General features: G+C 68.3%; 19 protein-coding genes. 15 read left to right on the plus strand and 4 right to left on the minus strand.

What is annotated here, in order from left to right:
• Positions 1-2 precede the first annotated feature (2 nt).
• The 7 genes from AC5P9W_RS13120 (at position 3) to AC5P9W_RS13150 (ending at position 6,563) form a co-directional block, all read left to right on the plus strand.
• Complete coding sequence (locus tag AC5P9W_RS13120) at positions 3-902, plus strand: peptidylprolyl isomerase (protein WP_005416838.1); 900 nt, start codon at positions 3-5, stop codon at positions 900-902.
• 23 nt (positions 903-925) lie between these two features.
• Positions 926-2,257, plus strand: a complete 1,332-nt coding sequence (locus AC5P9W_RS13125; protein ID WP_005416836.1) for an MFS transporter — start codon at positions 926-928, stop codon at positions 2,255-2,257.
• A gap of 195 nt (positions 2,258-2,452) precedes the next feature.
• Complete coding sequence (locus AC5P9W_RS13130) at positions 2,453-3,667, plus strand: oxygen-independent coproporphyrinogen III oxidase (protein ID WP_111098107.1); 1,215 nt, start codon at positions 2,453-2,455, stop codon at positions 3,665-3,667.
• An 11-nt stretch (positions 3,668-3,678) separates the two neighbouring features.
• Complete coding sequence (locus AC5P9W_RS13135; protein WP_005416832.1) at positions 3,679-4,455, plus strand: helix-turn-helix domain-containing protein; 777 nt, start codon at positions 3,679-3,681, stop codon at positions 4,453-4,455.
• A gap of 19 nt (positions 4,456-4,474) precedes the next feature.
• The gene (gene modA / locus AC5P9W_RS13140; RefSeq protein ID WP_495219296.1) at positions 4,475-5,218 is read left to right on the plus strand and encodes a molybdate ABC transporter substrate-binding protein; all 744 of its coding nucleotides are present in this window, start codon (positions 4,475-4,477) and stop codon (positions 5,216-5,218) included.
• A gap of 3 nt (positions 5,219-5,221) precedes the next feature.
• On the plus strand, positions 5,222-5,905 hold the full coding sequence (gene modB, locus AC5P9W_RS13145) for a molybdate ABC transporter permease subunit (RefSeq protein ID WP_111098109.1): 684 nt from the start codon (positions 5,222-5,224) through the stop codon (positions 5,903-5,905).
• The gene (locus AC5P9W_RS13150) at positions 5,895-6,563 is read left to right on the plus strand and encodes a sulfate/molybdate ABC transporter ATP-binding protein (protein ID WP_171952988.1); all 669 of its coding nucleotides are present in this window, start codon (positions 5,895-5,897) and stop codon (positions 6,561-6,563) included. Before modB ends, AC5P9W_RS13150 begins: the two co-directional genes overlap by 11 nt.
• A 138-nt stretch (positions 6,564-6,701) precedes the next feature.
• Here the strand turns inward: AC5P9W_RS13150 and AC5P9W_RS13155 are convergent, their stop codons facing one another.
• Entirely contained in the window at positions 6,702-8,231 is a 1,530-nt protein-coding gene (locus AC5P9W_RS13155) for a diflavin oxidoreductase (RefSeq protein ID WP_197575660.1), read from the minus strand.
• A complete protein-coding gene (locus tag AC5P9W_RS13160; RefSeq protein ID WP_026347009.1) occupies positions 8,228-8,656 on the minus strand; it encodes a PAS domain-containing protein in 429 nt (142 codons plus the stop codon). Before AC5P9W_RS13160 ends, AC5P9W_RS13155 begins: the two co-directional genes overlap by 4 nt.
• Positions 8,657-9,096: 440 nt before the next feature.
• Between AC5P9W_RS13160 and glgA the strand changes: the two genes are divergently transcribed.
• The 7 genes from glgA to glgX are packed head-to-tail and all read left to right on the plus strand — an operon-like array spanning position 9,097 to position 21,226.
• Positions 9,097-10,623 (plus strand): glycogen synthase GlgA, encoded by a 1,527-nt coding sequence (gene glgA, locus AC5P9W_RS13165; RefSeq protein ID WP_019659881.1) that lies wholly within the window; start codon positions 9,097-9,099, stop codon positions 10,621-10,623.
• Complete coding sequence (locus AC5P9W_RS13170) at positions 10,620-12,854, plus strand: 1,4-alpha-glucan branching enzyme (protein WP_111098112.1); 2,235 nt, start codon at positions 10,620-10,622, stop codon at positions 12,852-12,854. Before glgA ends, AC5P9W_RS13170 begins: the two co-directional genes overlap by 4 nt.
• Entirely contained in the window at positions 12,851-14,569 is a 1,719-nt protein-coding gene (gene treZ, locus AC5P9W_RS13175) for a malto-oligosyltrehalose trehalohydrolase (protein WP_495219297.1), read from the plus strand. Before AC5P9W_RS13170 ends, treZ begins: the two co-directional genes overlap by 4 nt.
• Positions 14,566-16,410 carry a 4-alpha-glucanotransferase gene (locus AC5P9W_RS13180; RefSeq protein WP_111098114.1) on the plus strand — a complete coding sequence of 615 codons (1,845 nt, stop codon included), beginning with the start codon at positions 14,566-14,568 and terminating at the stop codon, positions 16,408-16,410. Before treZ ends, AC5P9W_RS13180 begins: the two co-directional genes overlap by 4 nt.
• Entirely contained in the window at positions 16,407-18,980 is a 2,574-nt protein-coding gene (gene treY / locus AC5P9W_RS13185) for a malto-oligosyltrehalose synthase (RefSeq protein ID WP_206621430.1), read from the plus strand. Before AC5P9W_RS13180 ends, treY begins: the two co-directional genes overlap by 4 nt.
• Positions 18,949-19,119, plus strand: a complete 171-nt coding sequence (locus AC5P9W_RS13190; RefSeq protein WP_080352942.1) for a DUF2934 domain-containing protein — start codon at positions 18,949-18,951, stop codon at positions 19,117-19,119. Before treY ends, AC5P9W_RS13190 begins: the two co-directional genes overlap by 32 nt.
• Entirely contained in the window at positions 19,106-21,226 is a 2,121-nt protein-coding gene (glgX, locus tag AC5P9W_RS13195; protein WP_155029670.1) for a glycogen debranching protein GlgX, read from the plus strand. The genes AC5P9W_RS13190 and glgX overlap by 14 nt, the downstream gene beginning before the upstream one ends.
• 52 nt (positions 21,227-21,278) lie before the next feature.
• On the opposite strand, the gene AC5P9W_RS13200 is transcribed toward glgX, so the two are convergent.
• Together AC5P9W_RS13200 and AC5P9W_RS13205 are read right to left on the minus strand one after the other, a co-directional pair.
• A complete protein-coding gene (locus AC5P9W_RS13200) occupies positions 21,279-21,593 on the minus strand; it encodes an AzlD family protein (protein ID WP_111102601.1) in 315 nt (104 codons plus the stop codon).
• Complete coding sequence (locus tag AC5P9W_RS13205; RefSeq protein WP_019659873.1) at positions 21,590-22,321, minus strand: AzlC family ABC transporter permease; 732 nt, start codon at positions 22,319-22,321, stop codon at positions 21,590-21,592. The genes AC5P9W_RS13200 and AC5P9W_RS13205 overlap by 4 nt, the downstream gene beginning before the upstream one ends.
• A 127-nt stretch (positions 22,322-22,448) precedes the next feature.
• Here AC5P9W_RS13205 and AC5P9W_RS13210 point away from each other — a divergent pair, with 127 nt between their 5' ends.
• Positions 22,449-22,913: an Lrp/AsnC family transcriptional regulator gene (locus tag AC5P9W_RS13210; protein ID WP_495219298.1), complete on the plus strand. Its 465-nt coding sequence runs from the start codon at positions 22,449-22,451 to the stop codon at positions 22,911-22,913.
• The last annotated feature ends 280 nt before the right edge of the window (positions 22,914-23,193 follow it).

Below are 23,193 nucleotides of genomic sequence, written 5' to 3' on the forward strand. Positions count from 1 at the left end.
CCATGCGCAGCCTGCCGAAATTCCTGCCGATTACCGTGATCGACTCCGCGGCACCGGTTCCCGCCGAGGCGCATTCGCACCACCATGACGCGGCGGCGCAGGGGCCGCGTTCGCTCGGGCAGCCGGCACCGTGCCGGCTGTTCGTGGACGAGACCGCGATCAGCGAGGCCGACATCGCCCGCGAGATGCAGCACCACCGGGCGATGCGCCCGGAACAGTCACGTGCCGAAGCGGCACGTGCACTGGTGGTGCGCGAACTGCTGCGCCTGGAAGCGCAGCGGCTGGGCCTGCAGGCGCCGGAGGGTAACCGGGTAAGTGACGAGGAAGTGCTGATCCAGCAGCTGCTGGAAGACGCGATCGAAGACCGCGTGCCGACCGATGAAGACTGCCGGCGCTACTTCGAGCAGAACCCGGAGCGCTTCCGCTCCCCCGACCGTGTGCGCCTGCGCCATATCCTGCTGGCCGCACCGGCCGACGACGTGGCCGGGCGCTTCGCTGCACGCACCGAGGGCGAGCGGCTGGTCGGACTGCTGAAGGAGTCGCCGCACCTGTTCGCCGATTTCGCCCTGCGTCATTCACGCTGCCCGTCCAGCAGCGAAGGCGGTGACCTGGGCTGGCTGCAACGTGGGCAGACCACGCCGGAGTTCGACCGACAGGTGTTCCGCCTGCGCGAAGGCCTGGCCGGTTTCCCGGTGGAATCGCGCTGGGGCTACCACGTGGTCTGCGTCGATGCCCGCGAGGAAGGCCAGCCGCAGCCGTTCGAGGCCGTGCTGCCGCAGCTGCGTGACTACCTGGAGTTGCAGGTGCGGCAGCGCGAGGTGCAGGCCTACCTGCTGCAGTTGCAGGAACGCTACCCAGTGCGCGGGCTGGATGAGATCGAAGCCGAAGCGGATATCGGCTGAACCCCTTTGAACGAGGAAAATTCATGAACCAGGCCCTTGCCCCCGCCAGTGCCGGGCAGCAGCAACGTGCGCTGTGGCTGAGCACGTTCGCCTTCACCGTGTGCTTTGCGGTGTGGATGATCTTCTCGATCATTGGTATCCAGATCAGTCAACAGCTCGGCTTGAATGACACCCAGTTCGGCCTGTTGATCGCCACGCCGGTGCTGACCGGCTCGGTCAGCCGCGTCTTCCTCGGTATCTGGTCCGACCAGTTCGGTGGCCGCAAGGTGATGGTGCTGGTGATGCTGTGTGGTGCAGTCGCTACTTGGATGCTGACCTACGCACAGACCTACAGCCAGTTCCTGGTTGCCGCGCTGTGCGTGGGTATCGCCGGCGGCAACTTCTCGGTGGGCGTGGCCTACGTCTCGAAGTGGTTCCCGGCCAGCAAGCAGGGCACTGCGCTGGGCATCTTCGGTGCGGGCAACATCGGTTCGGCGGTGACCAAGCTGCTGGCGCCGCTGGTGATGGTGGCGGCCGGTTGGACCATGGTTGCCAAGGTCTGGGCCGTCGCGCTGGCGGTCACTGCGGTGCTGTTCTTCCTCTTCAGCAAGGAAGACCCGTCTCTGGAACAGCGCCGCCGCGAAGGCGTGAAGCCGGTGCCGTTCGCCGAGCAGATGGCACCACTGAAGAACCTGCAGGTATGGCGGTTCTCGCTGTACTACTTCTTCGTCTTCGGCGGCTTCGTGGCGCTGGCGTTGTGGCTGCCGCACTACCTGGTTGGCGCCTATGGCATGGACGTGGGCCACGCCGGCATGCTGGCGGCGTGCTATTCGATCCCGGCCAGCCTGTTCCGCGTGGTCGGTGGCTGGATGTCGGACCGGATGGGCGCGCGCCGGGTGATGTACTGGACCTTCGGCGTGTCGGCCATCTGCACCTTCCTGCTGGCCTACCCGGATACCGAGTATGTGGTGAAGGGTATCCACGGCCCGCTCCATTTCCATCTGGCCATCGGCGTGGTGATGTTCACCGTGCTGGTGTTCGTGCTGGGCTTCTTCATGTCGCTGGGCAAGGCCGCGGTCTACAAGCACATTCCGGTGTATTACCCCAGGCATGTGGGCGCGGTGGGCGGCGTGGTCGGCATGATCGGCGGCCTGGGTGGCTTCGTCCTGCCGATCGTGTTTGGCGCGTTGAACGATGCGGTGGGCATCTGGAGCAGCTGCTTCATGCTGCTGTTCGTGCTGGTGGCGGCTGCACTGGCGTGGATGCATTTCGCGATCCGCCGCATGGAACGTCGCCACTTCCCGCAGATCGACCGCGAAACCGACCTGCCCGAAGCCATCGACGCGGCCGCCGCCGAGCGGGTGCGCGGCGGGTGAAGGGTGCTGCCGGCCAGCGGCCGGCACTACCAGGACGATACGCGGCGGGTGAAGGGGTGATGCCGACCAGCGGCCGGCACGACCGAGTGGTGGGTGAAAGGGTAGTACCGGCCGCTGGCCGGCAGGAACCATCAGATGCGCCACGCTTGATTTCAATCAGGGCCACGCGAAGAGGAACGCCCGAAGATGTCTGCCATGAGCTTCCACGTTGACGAGAGCGGGGACACTGCGCTGCAGGCGGCATTGCTGCGGCAGCCACGGCACGTGCTGTTTCCGCCGGCTGACCAGTTCAGTACCGGCTTTGGCGAAAGCGGGTGGCGCGCCGCCGTGCGCGCCAGCAACGAGCACCTGATCCCGCGTGGTTTGACGCTAGGCTTCCAGGCGGGTCGTGGCGGGCGCGACGTGCCACCGCAGGCGTATCTGGACACCCTGCTGCTGGCGCTGCGCCTGCAGGCCGGCGCGCTGGCTGAAGATCGCGAGGTGGTGGCAATGGTGCTGCAGTTGGGGCTGGCCGAGACGCTGCCGCCACCACAGCTGGGCCAGCTGCTGGATGCCGTGCCGCAGTACTTGCGCACCGTGGCGCGGCCACAGGTGGAGGTGCGGCTGGACGCGGGCAGCGCGCTGGCGCCGGCACAACTGCGTGCGGTGGGCTGCACCCGCCTGAACGTGATCGATCGCGCCGATGCACCCGGGCCGACGCTGCTGGCGCATGCGCGACAGGTGGGCTTTACCGCGCGCTACTACCAGTTGCGGGTGCCCGGCAGCGCGGATACCGGCTTCATCGAACGACTGCATGAGGTGCTGGCCGAAGCGCCCGAGCGCATCCTGCTGCCGGCGCCTTGCGCGCTGCCAGAGCATCCCTCGGCGGCACGATGGCTGCAGAGTTGGCGCCTGCTGCGCGCAGCCGGCTACGAACCGATCGGTGGTGACCACTACCAGCGCGGCGACCTGCCGATCCCGCATGGCCCGGGCGATGGCCAGCGTCATTGTGACCTGGCCGGCGTGCCACGCCGCGACCGCAGCGATTTCATCGGGCTTGGCCTGTCCGCCTGCAGCCAGATCGGCGAGGTGTTCTACCGCCTGGAGGACGAACTGGGCGAATGGCGTGCGCGGCTGCAGGCCGGGCATATGGGTGTGTCTGCCGGATTGATCCTGTCCGAAGACGAGCGACTGGCGGCCGAGGTGGCGCAGAGTATCGCCTGCGATCACGCGCTCGATGCGGTTGCCTTCGAATGGCGCAACGATGAACCGTTCGAAGAATGCTTCGCCGGGCAGCTGCCAGCATTGGCACCGTTGCTGGCGCGCGGCTGGGCGCACTGGGATGCGCGCGTGCTGCGGCTGGCCGAAGAAGGGCGCCTGCTGTGGCGTATGATGGCCGCATGCTTCCGGCCGGCGGCCGCCATCGCTTGAGTCTTGCCCAGATGTCTTCGAATCCGCCTTCGCACGGCCGCCTTGGACAGGCCACCCCGAACCCCGCCGCCGCCGATGACGGCGACGCGCTGCACTTCTGCAGCACCTGCGCGTTTTCCGACGCCTGCATGTCGCAGGGCTACGACAAGACCGCACTGGGCGATCTGCACGTGCTGGTCGACCACGTCGGTCCGTTCCATGCGGGTGACTACATCTTCCGCGCTGGCGAGTCGTTTGATTCGATTGCTGCGGTGCGCGCCGGCATGGTCAAGACCTTCGTCGACGACAGCCAGGGCAACGAGCAGGTGCTGGGCTTCAGCCTGCCGGGCGAAGTGATCGGCCTGAATGCGATCCACGGTTCGCGCTTCCCCTGCAATGCGGTGGCGCTGGATACGGTGCATCTGTGCCGCATCTCGTTCCCAAAGCTGAGCTCGCTGGCCACGCGCATGCCCGGGCTGCAGGCCAAGCTGTTCAGCCTGCTCAGTGCGGAGATCGGCAAGGTCGCCACGCTGGCCGCCAACCACCGTACCGAAGAGCGCATGGCCGCATTCCTGCTGGACATGTCCGAGCGCTACGCGCGGCGCGGTTTTTCTGCCACGCGCTTCAACCTGACGATGGCGCGTACCGAGATCGCCAACTACCTGCGGATGGCGCCGGAAACCGCCAGCCGCGTGCTGCGCCGCCTGAGCGATGATGGGATCATCGCGGTGAAGCAGCGTGAGATCCTGCTGCTGCAGCCCGAGCGCCTGGCCGCGCTGGCGGTGGCCGACGAATCCGATCCGAACTGAACCTGGCCGGGAGCCGACGATGAAGCGAGCTGGACTGTTGTTGCTGGGCCTGCTGGCCACGGTGCCGGCCTGGGCGGCCACGCTGACCGTTTCGGCGGCATCGAGCCTGACCGAGAGCTTCCGCGAACTGGGCAATGCCTATGAGAAGGCACACCCGGGCACCAAGATTGATTTCAACTTCGCCGCGTCCGGCGTGTTGCTGCAACAGATCAGCCGCGGTGCGCCGGTGGATGTGTTCGCCTCGGCCGACGAAACCACGATGGACCAGGCCCAGCAGCAGAACCTGCTGGCGGCCGGTACTCGCGAGGTGTTCGCGGTGAATGCGCTGTGGGTGGTGGTGCCACCGCAGGCCAAGGCCTCGCCGCGTACCTTGAAGGACCTGGCCGGTGCCGGTGTGCAGCGCATCGCACTGGGCAACCCGGACAGCGTGCCGGTCGGCCGCTATGCCAAGGGTGCGCTGGAAGCGGCGGGCCTGTGGCCGTCGGTGCATGGCAGGATCATCACGACGCAGAACGTGCGCCAGTCGCTGGATTACGTGGCGCGCGGTGAAGTGGATGCCGGCTTCGTCTATGCCACCGATGCACAGGCAATGCCCGACCGGGTGCGCCGTGCCTTCGCGGTGCCGGTGCCCGGGCGCATCGCCTATCCGCTGGCGGTGACCAAGGCCAGTACGCAGCCGGTGGAGGCCAGGCGCTTCGCTGCCTTCGTGCGTTCGCCGCAGGGCCAGGCGATTCTGGCCAAACACGGATTCGGCAAGCCCTGACGCATGGATCTAGACTGGAGCGCGCTGGGGTTGTCGCTGAAGGTGGCCGGCTGGGCGACCGCGATCAATCTGGTGCTGGGCGTGGCGCTGGGCGCGTTGCTGGCCCGCCGTCGCTTCCCCGGGCGCGAGCTGCTGGATTCGCTGCTGACCCTGCCGATGGTGCTGCCACCGACGGTGCTGGGCTACTACCTGCTGGTGTTGATCGGTCGCAATGGTCCGATCGGTGCGTGGCTGCAGTCGTGGTTCGGCATCAACCTGGTGTTCACCTGGCAGGCGGCCGTGATTGCTGCGGCGGTGGCCTCGCTGCCGCTGGTGTTCAAGCCGGCACGCGCGGCGTTCGAGGAAGTGGACGGGCAGCTGGAGCAGGCCGCACGCACGCTGGGTGTGTCCGAAGTGGCGGTGTTTTTCCGCATCACGCTGCCACTGGCGTGGCGCGGCATCCTCGCCGGCCTGCTGCTGGCGTTTGCGCGCGCGATGGGCGAGTTCGGCGCGACGCTGATGGTGGCCGGAAGCATTCCGGGCCGGACGCAGACGTTGTCGATCGCCATCTACGAGGCGGTACAGGCCGGCCAGGACGGCAAGGCCAATGCGCTGGTGATCCTGACCTCGGTGGTCTGCATCCTGATCCTGTTGCTGGCCGCGCGGCTGGTGGGCGGGCGTCGCCGGGAGCTGCGCGATGTGGCTTGACCTGCAGGTACAGCGCCGCCTGCAGGCGGCCGGCCAGGATTTCGTGTTGGACGTATCGCTGCAGTGCACGCAGCGGCAGGTGGTGTTGTTCGGGCCTTCGGGCGCGGGCAAGAGCCTGACCTTGAAGGCGGTGGCCGGGCTGCTGCGGCCGGGCCAGGGTCATGTGCGCGTGCAGGGGCAGACCCTGTTCGATGCGGCCACCGGCGTGGATCTGCCGCCGCAGCGCCGCCGGCTGGGCTATGTGTTCCAGGACTACGCGCTGTTCCCACACCTGAGCGTGCGCCAGAACGTGGCGTTCGGGCTGCAGAAGGGCTGGTTGAATCCGGGGCTCGGCCAGCGTTTCGATGCGGTGGAGCAGTGGTTGCACGCCTTCCGCATCGACACGGTGGGCGATCTGCTGCCCTCGCAGGTCTCCGGTGGCCAGCGCCAGCGCACTGCATTGGCGCGCGCCCTGGTGACGCAGCCGCAGGCGCTGCTGCTGGATGAGCCGTTCTCCGCACTGGACCATGACCTGCGCCAGCACCTGCGTCAGGAGCTGGAAACGGTGCTGGACCGGACCGGCATCCCGTTGCTGTTGATCAGCCATGACCCGCAGGATGTGGCCATGTTCGGCCAGCAGGTCGCGCGCGTGGTGGACGGCCGCATTGTAGGCAATTGACCCGTGATGGACGCACCGGCGATGGTTGGTCACATCTGATGGTAGTGCCGGCCGCTGGCCGGCAACCGTGGCATCCGGAGCAGCCGGCCAGCGGCCGGCTCTACCGGTTCAAGGTCCGTGCGGTCCGGTGGCCATGGATCAGTACAGCTCACAGTGCGTGCGGCCTTCACCGCGCAGCGCGTCCCAGCGCCCTTCGCCAGCGATGTCATCGATGGCCTCGCGCACCGCGCCTTCCAGGTGGCGCTTGTTGCCGCACAGGTATAGATGCCCGCCGCGGCCCAGCACATCGCGCACTTCGCTGGCGCGCTGCCGCAGTACATGCTGCACATAGACCTTTTCGGTGCCATCGCGCGAGAACGCGGTATGCAGGCCGGCCAGCACGCCCCGGGTATGCCAGTCCTGCAGCTGGCCGCGGTACAGGTAGTCGTGCTTGCTGTGCTTCTCGCCAAACACCAGGTGCACCTCGCGTTCGCAGCCGTTGGCCTGCAGTTCCTGCATCAGGCCCAGCAGCGGTGCGATGCCGGTGCCGGTGCCGACCAGCAGCAGCGGCGTCTGGCCGGTATCGGGCAGGTGGAAGCCAGGGTTGGAACGGCAGTACACACGGGCGTGGTCGCCACCGTGCAGCAGGCTGCCGGTAGCGGTGCCGAAGCGCTCGCGGCCGCGCAGGGTGTAATGCACTTCGCGCACGCACAGGCTCAGCTGGTCGTCGCGCGGGTGCGAGGCGATTGAATAGGCACGCGGCAGCCGCGCTGACAGCAGTTCACGCAGCCGGGGCAGCGGCATACTGTCCGGGGTGGCGTGGTCCTGCAGCACGTCCAGCAGGTCCAGGCCGTGCAGGTAGGCGTCCAGCTCGCGCTTCTGGCTGACCTTCAGCAGGCCCTTCAGCGTTTCGCTGCCACCGAGCCGGGCCAGCTCGCGCAGCACGCTCTTGCTCAGCAGGCGCAGCTCGCGGTCGCGCAGGGCGGCCACGGCCGTGGTATCGCCGTACCAGCGGGCCAATGCGTGCAGCAGGGTTGGGTCGTTCTCCGGCACCACGTGCAGGGTGTCGCCCGCGCGATAGACCATGCCACTGCCGGCAATGTCCAGCTGCAGGTGCCACGCGGCCGGGTCGCTGCTGTTCAAGCGGCGGCGTTCGAGGATGCGCGCGGCAAAGGCGTTGTCTTCACCATAGGCGGTGACCTGCAGGTGCAGGTCTTGGCCAGCGCTGAGGTCGCCACCCAGCACCTGGCTTAGCACCGGCTGCCATTGCTGGAAGAACTGCTCGTAGCCCAGGTCGGCATCCACCCGGTGCAGCAGCGGCTGCGCCTGGCGCTCGCTCAGCGCGGCATCCAGCGCCTTGGTGAAGCCGCAGAAGCTCGGGTAGCCGGTGTCACCGAGCCCAAACACGGCATAGCGCAGGCCGCTCAGCGTCGTGGTCTGGCGCAGGGTTTCGAAGAACCGCTCGCCATTGGCCGGCGGTTCGCCATCGCCGAACGAGCTGGAAATCGCCAGCAGCACGTCGCCTTGGCCGAGACTGGCCACGTCGATGTCGTTGAACGGAAGCACCTGCGGCGCATGCGGCTGCAGGTCCGCGCCCAGACGCTGGGCCAGGGCGCGGGCGTTGCCCGACTCGGACGCGAAACCCACCAGCAGGCGGCTGAAGGGCGTACTGGTCGGGAGAGCGTTCACGCGGCCTCGTAGAAGTCGTCGAACTTTTCCTTGCTGAACTCGACCAGGTCGTAGTTCTGCATCAGGTCGTTCACCACGCGGCGGATGCTGATGTAGGAGGTGATGTTGCCGTCGGCGTCGAACAGCGGCTGCACGGTAGTGTCGACCACGTAGAGCACGCCGCCCTTGCCGAGGTTGGGCACGATCCCGGTCCAGGTCTTGCCGGCCTTGATGGTGTCCCACATGTCCTTGTAGACGGCCTTGGGCACATCCGGATGGCGCACGATGCTGTGCGGCTGGCCGATCAGCTCTTCGCGGGCGAAGCCGGTGAGCGTGCAGAACAGGTCATTGGCGTAGGTGATGTTGCCCTGCAGGTCGGTGGTGGAGATCACCATGACGTTCTGCAGCGCATTCACGAGCTGGTCGTTGTCGGGGGAGTAGTTCATCGCGGGGGTCCTTGTAGAGGCCGGCAGCGCCGGTGTGTTCGGGTCCTGCATAGGAATACGCCCGCGTGGCGGCGGGCGATTTGACATTGGTCAAGCGCGTGGCGCGAAGGCCTGCGACCGGGTGTCGCAGGGAGAATCTCTGTAAAGCCGAGCCCACTTCGGCTCGAGCGCCAACGGGACTGCCCGCAGCCGAGCGTGGGCTCGGCTCTACAGGAGAGGCACGGGCGGCTGGCGGGCGTACCTCATGCGTACTGAGCTCATGACGCCTTGTCACAAAGAAATCGCCATGGCTTCACGGTTGATTGATCGCATGGAGGGCTATTGTCGTCCTGAGCCTCTCGCTGGCGTCCCCCACGTCCTGCGTCGACTTCCTTCCCAGCACCAGCGCCCGTCCGGGCGCCGCTGGCGTCTGTCTGCCTGAAGCAACCGAGATCATCCCCATGGCCCGCGCCACCCAGTCCGCTTCACCCGTTGCGATCGCTCCGGTCACGCCCGTGCCGATCGGTACCCGCCGCGGCCATTCGCAACCGCTGGAGCTGCCGGAACTGGTGCAGCGGGTGTTGTTCGTTGCCACCGAGATGGCGGACTTCGTCAAGGCCGGTGGCCTGGGCGACGTAGCTGCGGCCCTGCCGCGTGCGGTGCGCGGTGCGTGTGATTCGCGCGTGCTGCTGCCCGGCTACCCGGAGGTACTGCAGCGCCTGCCACAGCTGCAGCGGGTGGGGCACGTCAGCGCGCGGGCCGGCTTGCCAGCGTGCACGATCGGCATGGCGGTGCAGGCCGACGGCCTTCCGATCTACGTCTTGCTGTCGGCGGAGCTGTACGAGCGTGAGGGCTCGCCCTACGTGGACGGGCAGGGACAGGAGTGGAAGGACAACGCGGTTCGATTCGCCACGCTTTCGCATGCGGCTGCGGAGATTGCGGCCGGGCGTGCCGGGCTGGACTGGTCGCCGCAGCTGCTGCACCTGAATGATTGGCCGGTGGCCATGGCGGCCGCCTACGTGCGTTGGGACCGGACGGCCGTGCCGACCCTGCTGACGATCCACAACCTGGCTTACCAGGGGCTGTTTCCGTACGCGCTTGCACCCGTGCTGGGCGTGCCGGCCGAACACCTGGATGAACTGCACTTCCACGGGCAGATGTCGTTCCTGCAGGGCGGGATCACCAACGCCACGCGCCTGAACACGGTCAGCCTGCGCTACGCGCAGCAGATCACCGCCCCGGATGACGGCTGCGGGCTGCATGATCTGTTGGCGCGTCGCGCGGCCGGCGGGCACCTGAGTGGAATCGTCAACGGCATCGACGCCAGCTGGGACCCGCGCCGCGATATCCATCTCAAGGCCCACTTCGGCATTGGTGAGTGGACCGGGCGCGCCACCAACGCGCATGCGGTGCGCAAGGCGTTCGGCCTGGCGCCGTCGACCGGCCCGCTGTTCGCGGTGGTCTCGCGGCTGGTGCACCAGAAGGGCCTGGACATTACCTGCGACGTGGCACCCCAGATCGTGGCGGCCGGCGGCCAGCTGGTCATCATCGGCGGTGGCGAGCCGCAGGTGGAAGCCCAGGTGCAGGCGCTGGCCCGCCGCTACCCGGGGCGGGTGGGCGCGTTCATCGGGTTCGAGGAAGCGCTGGCCCGCCAGATGTTTGCCGGCGCCGATTTCCTGCTGATGCCTTCACGCTTCGAACCCTGCGGGCTGAGCCAGATGTACGCGCAGCGCTTCGGCTGCCTGCCCATCGCACACGCGACCGGCGGGCTGGTGGATACGGTGGAGGATGGCGTGACCGGATTCCTGTTCCACGGCGCCAATGCCGATGGCCTGCGCCGCTGCGTGGAACGGGCGATGCGCACCTTCCGCCTGCCGGGCCTGCTGCAGGCCATGCGCCGCGCCGCCATGCTGCGGCCGGGTGGCTGGGATGCGGCCGGTCGCGCGTATCTGGCCCTGTACCAGCAGACCTGCCAGGTGGCCGCATGAGCCACGACAGCCTGCATCTGGCCGCCCTGGAGGATGAAGCGATCACGGAGACGGGATTGGATCAGCGTATCGCCCCGGCGCTGGAGGACCTCGTCCACGCGCGCCCGGCCGATGCATTTGCCTGGCTGGGCCCGCATCGCCAGCCAGAAGGCGGACGCCAGCTGCGCGTGCTGGTGCCGCACGCGCCGCGCGTCGAGGTGATTGCAGACGATGGGCAACGCTGGGACCTGTCTCCTGGCCCGTTGCCCGGCCTGTTCGAGGGCGCGGCCGGTGACGCGGCGATACCGCTGCTTGCCCTGCATTTCGAACAGGGCGTGGAGCAGGTGCATGATGCCTATGCGTTCGGTCCACTGTTGGACGAAGCACTGCTGCAGCGGTTCCATGCCGGTGATGCCGATGCGGCGCGGCAGCTGGGGGCGGTGCCGATGCAGGTGCAGGGCATCGCGGGCGTGCGCTTCGCGGTGTGGGCACCCAATGCCCAGCGGGTCGCGGTGGTTGGCGATTTCAATGGATGGGATGGCCGACGCCATCCGATGCGGCTGCGTCACACCGCCGGCGTGTGGGAACTGTTCCTGCCGGGCGTGCAGGCCGGTGCCCGCTACAAATTCCGCATCGTCGGCGCCGACGGCCGGGTGATGCCCGACAAGTTCGATCCGATGGCGCGCTGGGCCGAGCTGCCACCGGCCACCGCTTCGCGGGTGCCTTCGGCGGCGCCGATGCAGTGGCACGATGACGCCTGGTTGGAGGCCCGGCGCCAGGCCGGAACCTGCGCACCGCTGTCCATCTACGAAGTTCATGCCGGCTCCTGGCAGCGCAGCGACGAGGGCGCGCCGCTGGACTGGGACGCCCTGGCCGACCGGTTGATTCCCTACGTGGCCGGGCTGGGCTTCACCCACATCGAGCTGCTGCCGGTCAGCGAGCATCCCTTTGGCGGCTCCTGGGGCTATCAGCCGCTGGGGATCTACGCGCCGACGGCACGCCATGGCACGCCGCAGGCCTTCGCACGCTTCGTGGACCGCTGCCACCAGGCCGGCGTGGGAGTGATCGTGGACTGGGTGAGCGCGCACTTCCCGAACGATGCGCATGGCCTGGCCGGGTTCGATGGCACCGCGCTGTACGAGCATGCCGACCCGCGCGAAGGCGTGCACGCCGACTGGGACACGCTGATCTACAACTACGGCCGCAACGAAGTGGCTGCCTACCTGATCGGCAGTGCCTTGGAGTGGGTGGAGCGGTTCCATATCGACGGTCTGCGCGTGGATGCTGTGGCGTCGATGCTGTACCGGGATTACAGCCGTGCCGAGGGGGAGTGGATACCCAACGAGCAGGGCGGGCGCGAGAACCTGCAGGCGGTCGCGTTCCTGCGGCGGATGAACCAGGCGCTGCGTGAGCGTTTCCCGGATGTGCTGGTGATCGCCGAGGAATCCACCGCGTGGCCGGGGGTGACCGCGCCGGTGGAGGAGGGCGGGCTTGGCTTCACCCACAAATGGAACATGGGCTGGATGCACGACACCCTGCAGTACCTGGGACGCGATCCAGTCCATCGCCAGCATCACCACAGCGAGATCAGCTTCGGCCTGGTCTACGCCTTCTCCGAACGGTTCGTGTTGCCGCTGTCGCATGACGAGGTGGTGCATGGCAAGGGAGCGCTGCTGGCCAAGATGACGGGCGAGCCGGCGCAGCGGCTGGCCCAGCTCCGCGCGTACTACGGTTTCATGTGGGCGCACCCGGGCAGCAAACTGCTGTTCATGGGCGGCGAGTTCGGCCAGGGCCACGAGTGGTCGCACGATGCGGTACTGGACTGGGCACAGGCGGCCAGCAGTGAGGGCCAGGGCCTGTCGCGCCTGGTGCGAGACCTCAACGGCGTGCTCCGCGCCGAACCTGCGTTGCATCGCGACGAGCGTGACGAGCGGGGTTTCGATTGGAGCGTGGCCGATGACAACCGCAACAGCGTCTACGCCTTCATCCGCCGGGATCCGGCCGGTAGCGGCCGCACCCTGCTGGTGGTGAGCAACTTCACTCCGGTACGTCGCGACGGCTACCGGGTCGGCGTGCCGCACCCGGGGCGTTGGAGCGAACGGCTCAACACCGACAGCGCGTATTACGGTGGCGGCAATGCGGGAAACCTCGGTGCAGTGCATACCGAGTCGAGGCCGATGCACGGCCACGCGCAGTCGCTGCGGCTCACGCTGCCGCCGCTTTCCACGCTGTACCTGCAGGTTGATGCATGACGGCAGTAACGCCGCGCCTGGGCGCATGGCCTGTGGCTGGTGACAGGGTGGAGTTCCGTGTGTGGGCACCGGACGCCAGGATGGTGGCGCTGTGCCTGCGCGGCACGCAACAGCCGATGCAACGTGACCCGGACGGCTGCCACTGGCTGCGGACACCGGCATCGCATGGCGACCGCTACCGTTTTCGCCTTCCTTCCGGCCAGGACGTGCCCGACCCGGCCTCGCGCTGGCAGCCGGACGGCATCGACGGAGACAGCGCGGTCGTGCTGGACACGGCCATGGCGCAACCCGCTCGGCGCGGGCATGCCTGGCAGGATCTGGTGATCTATGAAGCACACATCGAGGCCGGCGGCGGCTTCGCGGCGTTGACCGCGCAGCTGCCGATGCTGGCCGCGCTGGGCATCACCGCCATTGAACTGATGCCGGTCGCGCAGTTTCCCGGCCAGCGCAACTGGGGCTACGACGGCGTGTTCCCGTATGCGCCGGCCCATGCCTATGGCGGGCCGGCAGCGCTGAGGGCCTTCATCGAAGCGGCGCACGATGCAGGGCTGTCGGTGCTGCTGGATGTGGTCTACAACCACTTCGGACCACAGGGCAACCACTTGCGCGACTACGCGCGCGGGTTCTTCCGTGACGACCGCAGCACGCCGTGGGGCGAGGCCATCGACTTCCGCCAGCCCTGGGTGCGGCGCTTTTTCATCGACAACGCGCTGATGTGGTTGCGCGACTACGGCTTCGATGGCCTGCGCCTGGACGCGGTGCACGCCATTGACGATGACCGTTTCCTCCAGCAGCTGGCCGATGAGGTACGTGCGGTGGCCCCGCACGCGCACCTGGTGCTGGAGAACGAGCGCAACCAGGCGCGGTGGCTGCGCGGCGCCTACCAGGGGCAGTGGAACGATGACTTCCACAATGCGCTGCACGTGATGCTGACCGGCGAGCAGGAGGGCTATTACGCGGCCTATGCCGGTCGCGCCGAAGCACTGCTGGCGCGCTGCCTGGCCGAAGGATTCGCCTGGCAGGGTGAACCGGACCTGCGCGGCGATCCCCGCGGCGAACCCAGCGCCGACCTGTCGCCCGCGCGTTTTGTGGTATTCGCGCAGAACCATGACCAGGTGGGCAACCGCGCTCTCGGCGAGCGCCTGTCGATGCTGACCGATCCTGCGCGGCTGCGTGCGGCGCTGGCGTTGACCCTGCTGACGCCGATGATCCCGCTGCTGTTCATGGGCGAACCGTGGCAGGCGCAATCGCCGTTCCTGTTCTTCACCGACTACGCGCCGCCGCTGGACGAGGCGGTGCGCGAAGGGCGTCGCCGCGAGTTCGCTGGTTTCAGCGCCTTTGCCGACGCCGCCGCGCGCGCGCGTATTCCCGACCCGAACGACCCGGCCACCCTGCAGGCGTCCTACACGTCGCCGCCCGGCGATGATCACTGGTCGCAGCACTGGCTGCACTGCACGAGCGGGTTTCTGGCACTTCGCAGGCGCTATCTGCAGCCCGGGTTGCTGCAGGCGCGGTCGTTGGGTGCGCGCGTGCTGGGCGAAGGCGCGGTGCAGGCGGGCTGGCAGCTGCCGTCGGGCCAGTGGTGGATCGCGGTCAATGTCGGCCCGTCGCCGGTGGTGCATGCGATGCCGGCCGGGGAGCACGTTGTAGGGCCGGATGCTGCCACGTTGCTGCCCGCAGGCGGCGGCGTGCTTGCCTGTTGGGTCGCCGCATGAGGACCGATGCGGCGGTTCTGGAGGCGGCACGGCGCGCGGGCCTGCTGGTTCGCTGGACCGACGTGGCCGGTGTCGAGCGCGAGGTCGCACCGGACGTGCTGCGCGCGGTGCTGGAGGGGCTGCGGGGCGATGCAGCGCTCGAGCACGGTGGCCTGCGCACGGCCTGCTGTGGACAGCTGCTGGCGATGCCGGACGCAGCCGGCGCAGCGTGCTGGGTGGATGAGCATGGCGCCGTGCTGCCGGCACGCGCCGATGCGCAAGGGCGCTGGCGCGTGCCGGACCAGCCGGGTTACTGGCAGTGGCGCCGGGGCGACCGGCAACAGGCGGTTGCGGTGGCGCCACAACGTGCCTGGTGGCCGCAGGGCACGCTGCGCGGCTGGGGCCTGTCGGCGCAGGTCTACAGCCTTCGCGCCTCTTGCGACGCTGGCATCGGTGACAGCGCCGGCTGCGCACGATGGAGCGAACTGCTGCACCGTCACGGCGGCGATGCAGTGGCGTTGAGCCCGCTGCATGCCGGCTTGCCACCTGGGCCAGGCTACAGCCCCTATTCGCCCAGCGACCGGCACTGGCTCGATCCACTGCAGGTGTCCCTGCCGCAGGTACTGCCGGAGGCAGCCGACGCCGTGCTGGCTGAAGACCAAGCACTGGCGACGGCAGTTGCAGCCGCCACCGCAGCGCGCCGCATCGACTGGCCGCACTCGGCGGCGTTGAAGTGGCGCTGGCTGCGCCAGGTGCACCAGTGGCTGCGGCAGCAGGCGCCGGCACAGTGCGAACAGATGCAGACGTGGCGCGATGCGCAAGGCGAACCCCTGCTGCGCTATTGCCAGCACGCCGCCGACCGGTTCACTGGAAGCGCCGACGACCATGCGTTTGCGCAATGGTTGGCGCGGCAGGGCTGGGCGCAGGTGCAGGCGGGATTGCGCAACGACGGCGCGTCGATCGGGCTGATCGCGGATCTGGCGGTGGGTTGCGCACCGCAGGGCGTCGAGGCGCGGACCGGCGGCGACCAACTGCTGCAGGGCCTTGAACTGGGCGCGCCGCCGGATGCGTTCAATCCGCTGGGCCAGGCCTGGGGTATCACCAGCTGGTCACCCTTCGCCCTGCAGCGCGAGGGCTTTGAGCCGTTCATCCGCGTGCTGCGCGCTGTGATGGCCGGCCGTGGCGGGCTGCGCATCGACCATATCCTTGGCCTGCAGCGCCTGTGGGTGCTTCCCCGCGGGGCGGGCGCCGGGCAGGGCGTTTACCTGCGCTATCCGTTCGATGATCTGATCAACCTGCTGGTGCTGGAATCGTGGCGGCATCGCTGCGTGCTGATTGGTGAAGACCTGGGCGTGGTGCCGCCGGGCGTTCGCCAGCGGCTGGCAGCCCGCGGCATCCTGGGCATCGAGGTGCTGCCGTTCGCCCGCAACGGTGAGCGCTTCCTGCCGGCGCCACGGTGGCGCCGCGATGCGGTGGCCATGCCCTCCACCCATGATCTGCCACCGCTGTCCGGCTGGCTGCACGGGCGCGACCTGCGCTGGCGTGCCCGCCTGGGTGAGCTGAGCGGGCTTCCGTCGGCGCTGCACGCGCGCTCCAGAGAGGTCCAGGCGCTGTCCGCAGTCGCCCGGGGCGAGGGGGCCACGCTTGAAGCGCGTGCGCTGTCGCTGGTCGCGCACGCATCGTCACGGCTGGCGCTGCTCCCGCTGGAAGACGCCCTGGGCAGTCGCGCGCAGGTGAACCTGCCGGGCACCGTCGACGGCCATCCCAATTGGCGCCGACGGCTGCCGCTGGCGTGGGACCAGGACGCGGCCGACGCGCGTATTGCCCGGTTCAGCGCCACGCGGAGGAAGGAGCAGCGATGACTCCGTTGCGTGCCACCGTGCGCCTCCAATTGCATGCAGGCTTCGACCTCGGGGCCGCCGCGGCGCAGGTGCCGTATTACGCCGCGCTGGGCGTCAGCCACCTTTACCTGTCGCCTGTCGCCGCCGCGCTGCCCGGGTCTACGCATGGCTACGATGGCATCGACCCGGCCCGCATCAATCCGGAACTGGGCGGCGAAGAAGCCTTCCGGCAACTGGCTACGGCGACGCGGGCGCACGGCATGGGCCTGATTCTGGACATCGTACCCAACCATCTGGCGGCTTCCCCGCACAGCCATTGGTGGAGCGATGTGCTGATGCACGGGCGTCGGAGCCCGCACGCAGACTGGTTTGACATCGACTGGGAGGCGCCGGGCTGCGAGGGCCGGCTGTGGCTGCCTGTGCTGGACCGGCCGTTGCACGACGCGGTGCGCGATGGCGTCGTGCGCGTGGTGGTGGACAAGGCGCGGCCCGTGCTGCGCCATCATGGGCTGGCGTTGCCGTTGTCGCCGCGCAGCCATCCACTGGACCCCGCGCAGTGGCCGGCGTGGGCCGAGCGCTGCAACCGCAGCGTTGAACGGCTGCATACCCTGCTGCAGCGGCAGCACTACCGGCTGGCCTGGTGGCGCACGGCGGGCGATCAGGTGAATTACCGGCGCTTTTTCGATATCAATGAACTGGCCGCGCTGCGGGTGGAGCGCGACGACGTGTTCGAGGCGGTGCATGCGCTGCCGCTGCGGCTGGTGCGTGAGGGATGGGTTGACGGCCTGCGCGTCGACCATGTGGATGGCCTGTCGCGTCCGGGCGCCTACCTGCAGCGCCTGCGTGAATCGATCAGGACGGCGTGCGCGGCCGGCGACCGTGATCCGCAGGCGGTGAGCCTGCATGTGGAGAAGATACTGGCCGAGGGCGAGCAGCTGCCCGACAGCTGGGCCTGCGACGGTACCACCGGCTATGACTTCATGGACCAGACCGGTGCCTGGTTGCACGATCCGGCGGCTGCCCCCGCGCTCTCGCGCACGTGGCAGGCGCTGGGCGGTGACTCGCGCAGCTTTGACCGGATTCAGCAGGACGCTCGCGGCATGATGTTGCGCCAGGGCCTTCACGCAGACTTCCAGCGGCTGCTGCGCAGTGCGCAGCAGGTCCTGCAGCCCCGGCTGGCCGAGGCCGATATCGGAGTGGCTGCGCTGGCACGCGCATTGGCTTCATTGCTGCGGCATTACCGCACCTACCGGCCCTATTCGCTGGAGGGGGCGGGTGAACGAAAGGCGCTGGTGGACGCTGCCGGTGCTGCGCGCGAGGCGCTGGACGGTGCCGCACGCGCCGCGCTGGATCTGCTGCTGCAGGCACTTCCCGGCCAGGCGCCGGCTGAAACCGAGCTGCGCGTACGGTTCGGGCAGCTGGCCGCGCCGCTGAATGCCAAGTCGGTGGAAGATACCGGGTTCTATCGCTATTTCAGGCTGCTGTCGCGCAACGAAGTCGGCAGTGATCCGCAGCGGCTGGGCATGGAAGGGCGCGAGCTGCTGGAACATGCAGCCGGGCGCCTGCGGCGCCATCTCAGGGCGCTGCTTGCGCTGGCCACCCACGATCACAAGCGCGGGGCCGACAGCCGGGCACGGCTGGCGGTTCTCAGTACCTGCACGGTCGAGTGGCGGGACGCGGTGCGGCGCTGGAGCCGGATGGCGACCCACGCCGGCGCGCCGATGCCGTTGCCGGGTGCCGAGACCTATGCGCTATGGCAGGCGCTCGTCGCCGCGTGGCCGATGCACGGTACCCCCGGCGCCGACTTCGCATCGAGGATGGTGCAATGGCTGACCAAGGCATTGCGCGAGGGTAAACGGGTCAGCAGCTGGTCCGATCCCAACGTGGCCGTGGAGGAGGCCGCCGCGCAGTGGCTGCACGCGCTGCTGGATGGAGCGCCATTGCAGCCGGTGCGGGAGGCGCTGGCGACGTTCGTGGCGCGCATCGCGCCGGCGGGCGCCTGCAACGGCCTGGCACAGCTGTGCCTGCAGCACTGCCTGCCCGGCGTGCCCGACCTCTACCAGGGCGGCGAAGGCTGGGACCTGAGCCTGGTGGACCCGGACAACCGGTACGCGGTGGACTATCCGGCGCGGCACGCGTGGCTGCGTGATGCGCGCGGGTGGCCCGCGCTGCTGGATGACTGGCGGGACGGTGGGATCAAGGCATTCCTGCTCCGGCAGTTGCTCGATTGCCGCCGCAGGCACCCGCATCTTTTCCTGCACGGCGCGCTGCAGCCGCTGTCCGCGCCTGCGCGCTCGCCGTGGCTGGCGTTCACGCGCAGGCATCAGGCGCAGGTGCTGCTGGTGGTCGTACGGCGAAGTTCGCCCACCACCATGCCGGGGCCCAGCCTGCACATTCCGCGCGACGTCGGCAGCGGCGTGACGCTGCGTGGGCTGCCGGCAGGCCCCATGCGCAATGTCCTGGACGGGCGCATCGAACATTTCAACGCAACCGCGGACGTGGCCGGGCTTCTGGCTGGCAGCCCGTTGGCGATATGGATCAACGAGGAGACAGGTAGGGATGGACAGCAGGGAACGACGGCAGCGGATTGAGGCACTTGCCCACCAGATCTGGGAGGCAGAAGGGCGCCCGGACGACCAGCAGCAACGGCACTGGCACATGGCCGAGCGGCTGGTGGAAGCCGAGATTGCCGCCGCGCGCGGGGAGGAGGGCACTGATGGCGAGCCGTAAGTGGACGCAGACCTCGCGGGTGCGCGAAGGCCGGCCGTTCCCGCTGGGGGCGACCTGGGACGGATTGGGTGTGAACTTCGCGCTGTACTCGCGGCACGCCACGCGGGTGGAACTCTGCCTGTTCGATGGACGCAACCGCGAAGTGGAACGCATCGCGCTGCCCGAGTACACCAACGAGATCTGGCATGGTTACCTGCCGGACGTGCGGCCCGGGCAGCGTTACGGCTACCGGGTGCACGGCCCGTATGCGCCGGAAGAGGGCCATCGCTTCAATCCCAACAAGCTGCTGCTGGACCCCTACGCCAAGCAGATCGTCGGCGAACTGAAGTGGGCCCCCCACCTGTTCGGCTACACCCTGGGTCACCGCGATGGCGATCTCAGTTTCGACCGCCGCGACAGCGCCAGCTACATGCCGCGCTGCGCCGTGATCGACCCGGCCTTCAGCTGGGGTGTCGAGCGTGCACCTGCCACGCCCTGGGACCGGACCGTGATCTACGAAGCGCATGTGCGCGGGCTGACCATGCAGCATCCCGATGTCCCGCAGGCCGAGCGTGGCACCTTCTCTGCCCTGCGCCATGACGCAGTGGTCGACCACCTCAGCCATCTGGGCGTGACCGCCATCGAACTGCTACCCGTGCACGCATACGTCGATGACCAGCAGCTGCTCGAGCGCGGGCTGCGCAATTACTGGGGGTACAACACCATCGGCTTCTTCGCGCCGCAGCCTCGCTACCTGTCGCTGGGCATCGTGGCCGAGTTCAAGCAGATGGTCGCGCGGTTGCACAATGCCGGCATCGAAGTGATCCTGGACGTGGTCTACAACCACACCGCCGAAGGCAATGAGCTGGGCCCTACGCTGTCCTTCAAGGGCATCGACAACGCCAGCTACTACCGCCTGGCCGATGATCGCCGCTACTACATCAACGATACCGGCACCGGAAATACGTTCGACCTGACCAATGCCGGTGCGCTGCGCATGGTCATGGACTCTCTGCGCTACTGGGTGACCGAGATGCGGGTGGATGGGTTCCGCTTCGACCTGGCAACCATCCTCGGCCGCGAACGGCATGGCTTCGACGCCTCGGGCAGCTTCCTCGATGCGGTACGCCAGGACCCGATCCTGAGCCAGGTGAAGCTGATTGCCGAGCCATGGGACATCGGCCCGGGCGGCTACCAGCTGGGCCAGTTTCCGCCGGGCTGGGCCGAATGGAACGACCGCTTCCGCGACACGGTGCGCGCGCTGTGGCGTGGCGATGGCGGGCAGCTGGCGGAGTTTGCCACGCGCTTCACCGGCTCGGCCGACCTGTTCGAACACCACGGCAGGCGGCCGTCGGCCAGCATCAATCTGGTGACGGCGCATGATGGATTCACCCTGCACGATCTGGTCAGCTACAACGATCGCCACAACGAGGCCAACGGCGAGGACAACCGTGACGGCCACTCGCACAACCTTTCCAGCAACCACGGCGTGGAGGGAGACACCGATGATGCGGCGATCCTTTCGTTGCGTGCGCGGCAGATGCGCAACCTGCTGGCCACGCTGCTGCTCGCGCAGGGCACGCCGATGCTGCTCGCCGGGGATGAGTTCGGCCATTCGCAGCAGGGCAACAACAACGCCTACTGCCAGGACAATCCACTGAGCTGGATCGACTGGGAGCGCGCAGCATTGCCGGCTGCACAGGCGCAGGTGGCGTTCGTGCGGCGGGCGCTGTCACTGCGCCGACGCTACGGCCTGCTGCGCCGGAACCGGTTCCTGCGCGGCGAGTACGATGAGTCGCTGGGCCTGCGCGATATCGACTGGCGGCATCCCGATGGTCGCGGCATGGAGGAAGCGGACTGGCATGACGCAGGGCTGCGTGCGCTGCTGATCGTGCTGGACGGTCGCAGTCCGGACAGTGGCCTGCGCGAGCCCGGGCGGCATGTCAGCCTGGCCCTGCTGTTGAACGCCGGCGAGCAGCCGCAGCGGTTCTGTGTGTCAGACGACGCCCTGTCGTTCCGGCGCGTACTCCTGCAGACCGACGAAACGCCGTTGGAGCCGGATGAGGAAGGCGCCTGGACGCTGCCGCCGCGCAGCCTGTGCCTGCTGGCGGCAAGCAGCAGCGCGTGATTGCACTGCTGCGCCACTACGGTGCGCCGGGCGTTGCCCGGCGTACCGGTAGCTACCCCACCAGATAGCGCAACACACCCGCCGAGACCACGCCGATCAGCACGGTCGGGAGCATCGACAGCCGCGTGGCGGCCAGCAGGGTAATGGCCAGCGCGGCCAGGTCGGCGGGTTTGTCGGCAACGAAGTCCGGGGCGATCACCGAGATCAGCACGCAGCCCGGCGCGGCTTCCATCACCGTCACCGCACGTTTGCTCAGGGTGCGGTTGCGCAACGCCAGGAAGCCGACGATGCGGGTCAGGTAGGTGGCGGCGGCCATCAGCACGATGGTCAGTACCGAGGTCCAGTGGATCAGGCCATTGAAGATCATGCTGCGTCCTCCGCCAGCAGCCAGGCGGCGGCCAGGCCGGCCAGTGCGCCGCTGGCCACGTACCACGCGCCCGGGACCAGCAGATAAGTGGCGGCGGCCACGACCAGGCTGACCAGCCACGGCCGCGCCGCCTTCATGCCCTGCCACATGCCGCGCAGCAGCACCAGGAACACGGCGGGGAAGGCCATGTCGAAACCATAGGCGTGGATGTCGCCCAACAGCGGCCCGATGATCGCGCCGAGTGCGGTGCAGGCCACCCAGACCGTGTACAGGCCTGCCGACACGCCCAGGTAGTAGGCCAGGCTGAAGCCAAGCGCGCGCCGGCGCGCATCGGCCACGCCCATCGCCCAGCTTTCGTCGCACATGAAGAACAGGGCCGGCAGCACGCGTCGGCGCGGCAGGTGCTGGAGCAGCGGGGCCAGGCTGGCGCCCATCAGCAGGTGGCGGCTGTTGACCAGGGCGGTGATGGCCACGATCAGCGCGATGTGCGGTGGCGAGGTCCACAGTTCGACGGCGGCGAACTCCGAGCCACCAGCGAAGTTGAGACCGGTCATCAGCGGTACTTCCAGTGCGCTCAGGCCCTTCTGGGCCGCCTGCGCACCGAGCACCAGGGCAAACGGAATGAAGCCGATCATCACCGGCACGGCGGCGCGCAGGCCGCGCAGGAATTCGGCACGCGGGGCGGTATCGCAGGTGGCGGGCGGGGGGAGGGTGGTACGGGCGTCCATGGAACGGCACAACAAGGTGGGGGTGGCCCATGCTAGCGGTCCAATCACGAAATCGGGTTGCGTTGATGCCACTTGATTCTGGATGATTGATATTTCATGCGGCCAGAAGCGAAACGGGTGAAATTCCATGCAGTACCAGCTCGACAACCTCGATCGGCGCATCCTCGACGCCCTGCAGCGCGAAGGTCGCCTGCAGAACCTGGAGCTGGCTCGCCTGGTCGGGCTGTCGCCGTCGGCCTGTCTGCGCCGGGTGCGGTTGCTGGAGGAGGGCGGCTACATCGACCGCTATGTGGCCTTGTTGAACGAGGCCAAGGTGGGCCGTGGCTTCACGGTGTTCGTGCGGGTGTGGCTGCGGGGGCAGGACGAGGACACCACCAATCACTTCATCAACAGCATCAAGTCGTTCCCGGAAGTGCTGGAATGCCATCTGATGGCCGGTGACTGCGATTTCCTGCTGCGGGTGGCGGTGGCGGACCTTGATGCCTACCGGCAGTTCCAGATGCAGCACCTGAACCGGATCGCCGGGGTGCAGAACACCAAGACGGAGATTCCGATGCAGCGGATCAAGCAGACGACCCAGCTGCCGCTTTGAGGGATGGGGTTTGCGGCCGGGTTGCACCCGGCACCCGCGGGTAGTGCCGGCCGCTGGCCGGCAACCTCAACAGCAACAGCAACAGCGGGCCTGCTGAGGGATGGCGGGGTGGGTCCGGTTGCGGGGGACGCTGCAAGTCCCCCTCCGGGGCCCGGCCCAGCCGCTGGCGGCTGTGCGTTCGGGCGCTTGCGAAGCAGTGCTTCGCAAGCAAAGCGCCCTCACCCATGTAAGCTCGGTCGCCGCTTGCTCGTGTGCGCTGTCCTGCGCACACGGCAAGACC

Source organism: Stenotrophomonas sp. YJH_SMC_33, assembly GCF_059372295.1.

Coding starts and splice junctions, on each gene's coding strand:
- AC5P9W_RS13120 (WP_005416838.1), top strand. CDS start 3: ATGCGCAGCCTGCCGAAATTCCTGCCGATTACCGTGATCGACTCCGCG.
- AC5P9W_RS13125 (WP_005416836.1), top strand. CDS start 926: ATGAACCAGGCCCTTGCCCCCGCCAGTGCCGGGCAGCAGCAACGTGCG.
- AC5P9W_RS13130 (WP_111098107.1), top strand. CDS start 2,453: ATGAGCTTCCACGTTGACGAGAGCGGGGACACTGCGCTGCAGGCGGCA.
- AC5P9W_RS13135 (WP_005416832.1), top strand. CDS start 3,679: ATGTCTTCGAATCCGCCTTCGCACGGCCGCCTTGGACAGGCCACCCCG.
- modA (WP_495219296.1), top strand. CDS start 4,475: ATGAAGCGAGCTGGACTGTTGTTGCTGGGCCTGCTGGCCACGGTGCCG.
- modB (WP_111098109.1), top strand. CDS start 5,222: ATGGATCTAGACTGGAGCGCGCTGGGGTTGTCGCTGAAGGTGGCCGGC.
- AC5P9W_RS13150 (WP_171952988.1), top strand. CDS start 5,895: ATGTGGCTTGACCTGCAGGTACAGCGCCGCCTGCAGGCGGCCGGCCAG.
- AC5P9W_RS13160 (WP_026347009.1), bottom strand. CDS start 8,656: ATGAACTACTCCCCCGACAACGACCAGCTCGTGAATGCGCTGCAGAAC.
- glgA (WP_019659881.1), top strand. CDS start 9,097: ATGGCCCGCGCCACCCAGTCCGCTTCACCCGTTGCGATCGCTCCGGTC.
- AC5P9W_RS13170 (WP_111098112.1), top strand. CDS start 10,620: ATGAGCCACGACAGCCTGCATCTGGCCGCCCTGGAGGATGAAGCGATC.
- treZ (WP_495219297.1), top strand. CDS start 12,851: ATGACGGCAGTAACGCCGCGCCTGGGCGCATGGCCTGTGGCTGGTGAC.
- AC5P9W_RS13180 (WP_111098114.1), top strand. CDS start 14,566: ATGAGGACCGATGCGGCGGTTCTGGAGGCGGCACGGCGCGCGGGCCTG.
- treY (WP_206621430.1), top strand. CDS start 16,407: ATGACTCCGTTGCGTGCCACCGTGCGCCTCCAATTGCATGCAGGCTTC.
- AC5P9W_RS13190 (WP_080352942.1), top strand. CDS start 18,949: ATGGACAGCAGGGAACGACGGCAGCGGATTGAGGCACTTGCCCACCAG.
- glgX (WP_155029670.1), top strand. CDS start 19,106: ATGGCGAGCCGTAAGTGGACGCAGACCTCGCGGGTGCGCGAAGGCCGG.
- AC5P9W_RS13200 (WP_111102601.1), bottom strand. CDS start 21,593: ATGATCTTCAATGGCCTGATCCACTGGACCTCGGTACTGACCATCGTG.
- AC5P9W_RS13205 (WP_019659873.1), bottom strand. CDS start 22,321: ATGGACGCCCGTACCACCCTCCCCCCGCCCGCCACCTGCGATACCGCC.
- AC5P9W_RS13210 (WP_495219298.1), top strand. CDS start 22,449: ATGCAGTACCAGCTCGACAACCTCGATCGGCGCATCCTCGACGCCCTG.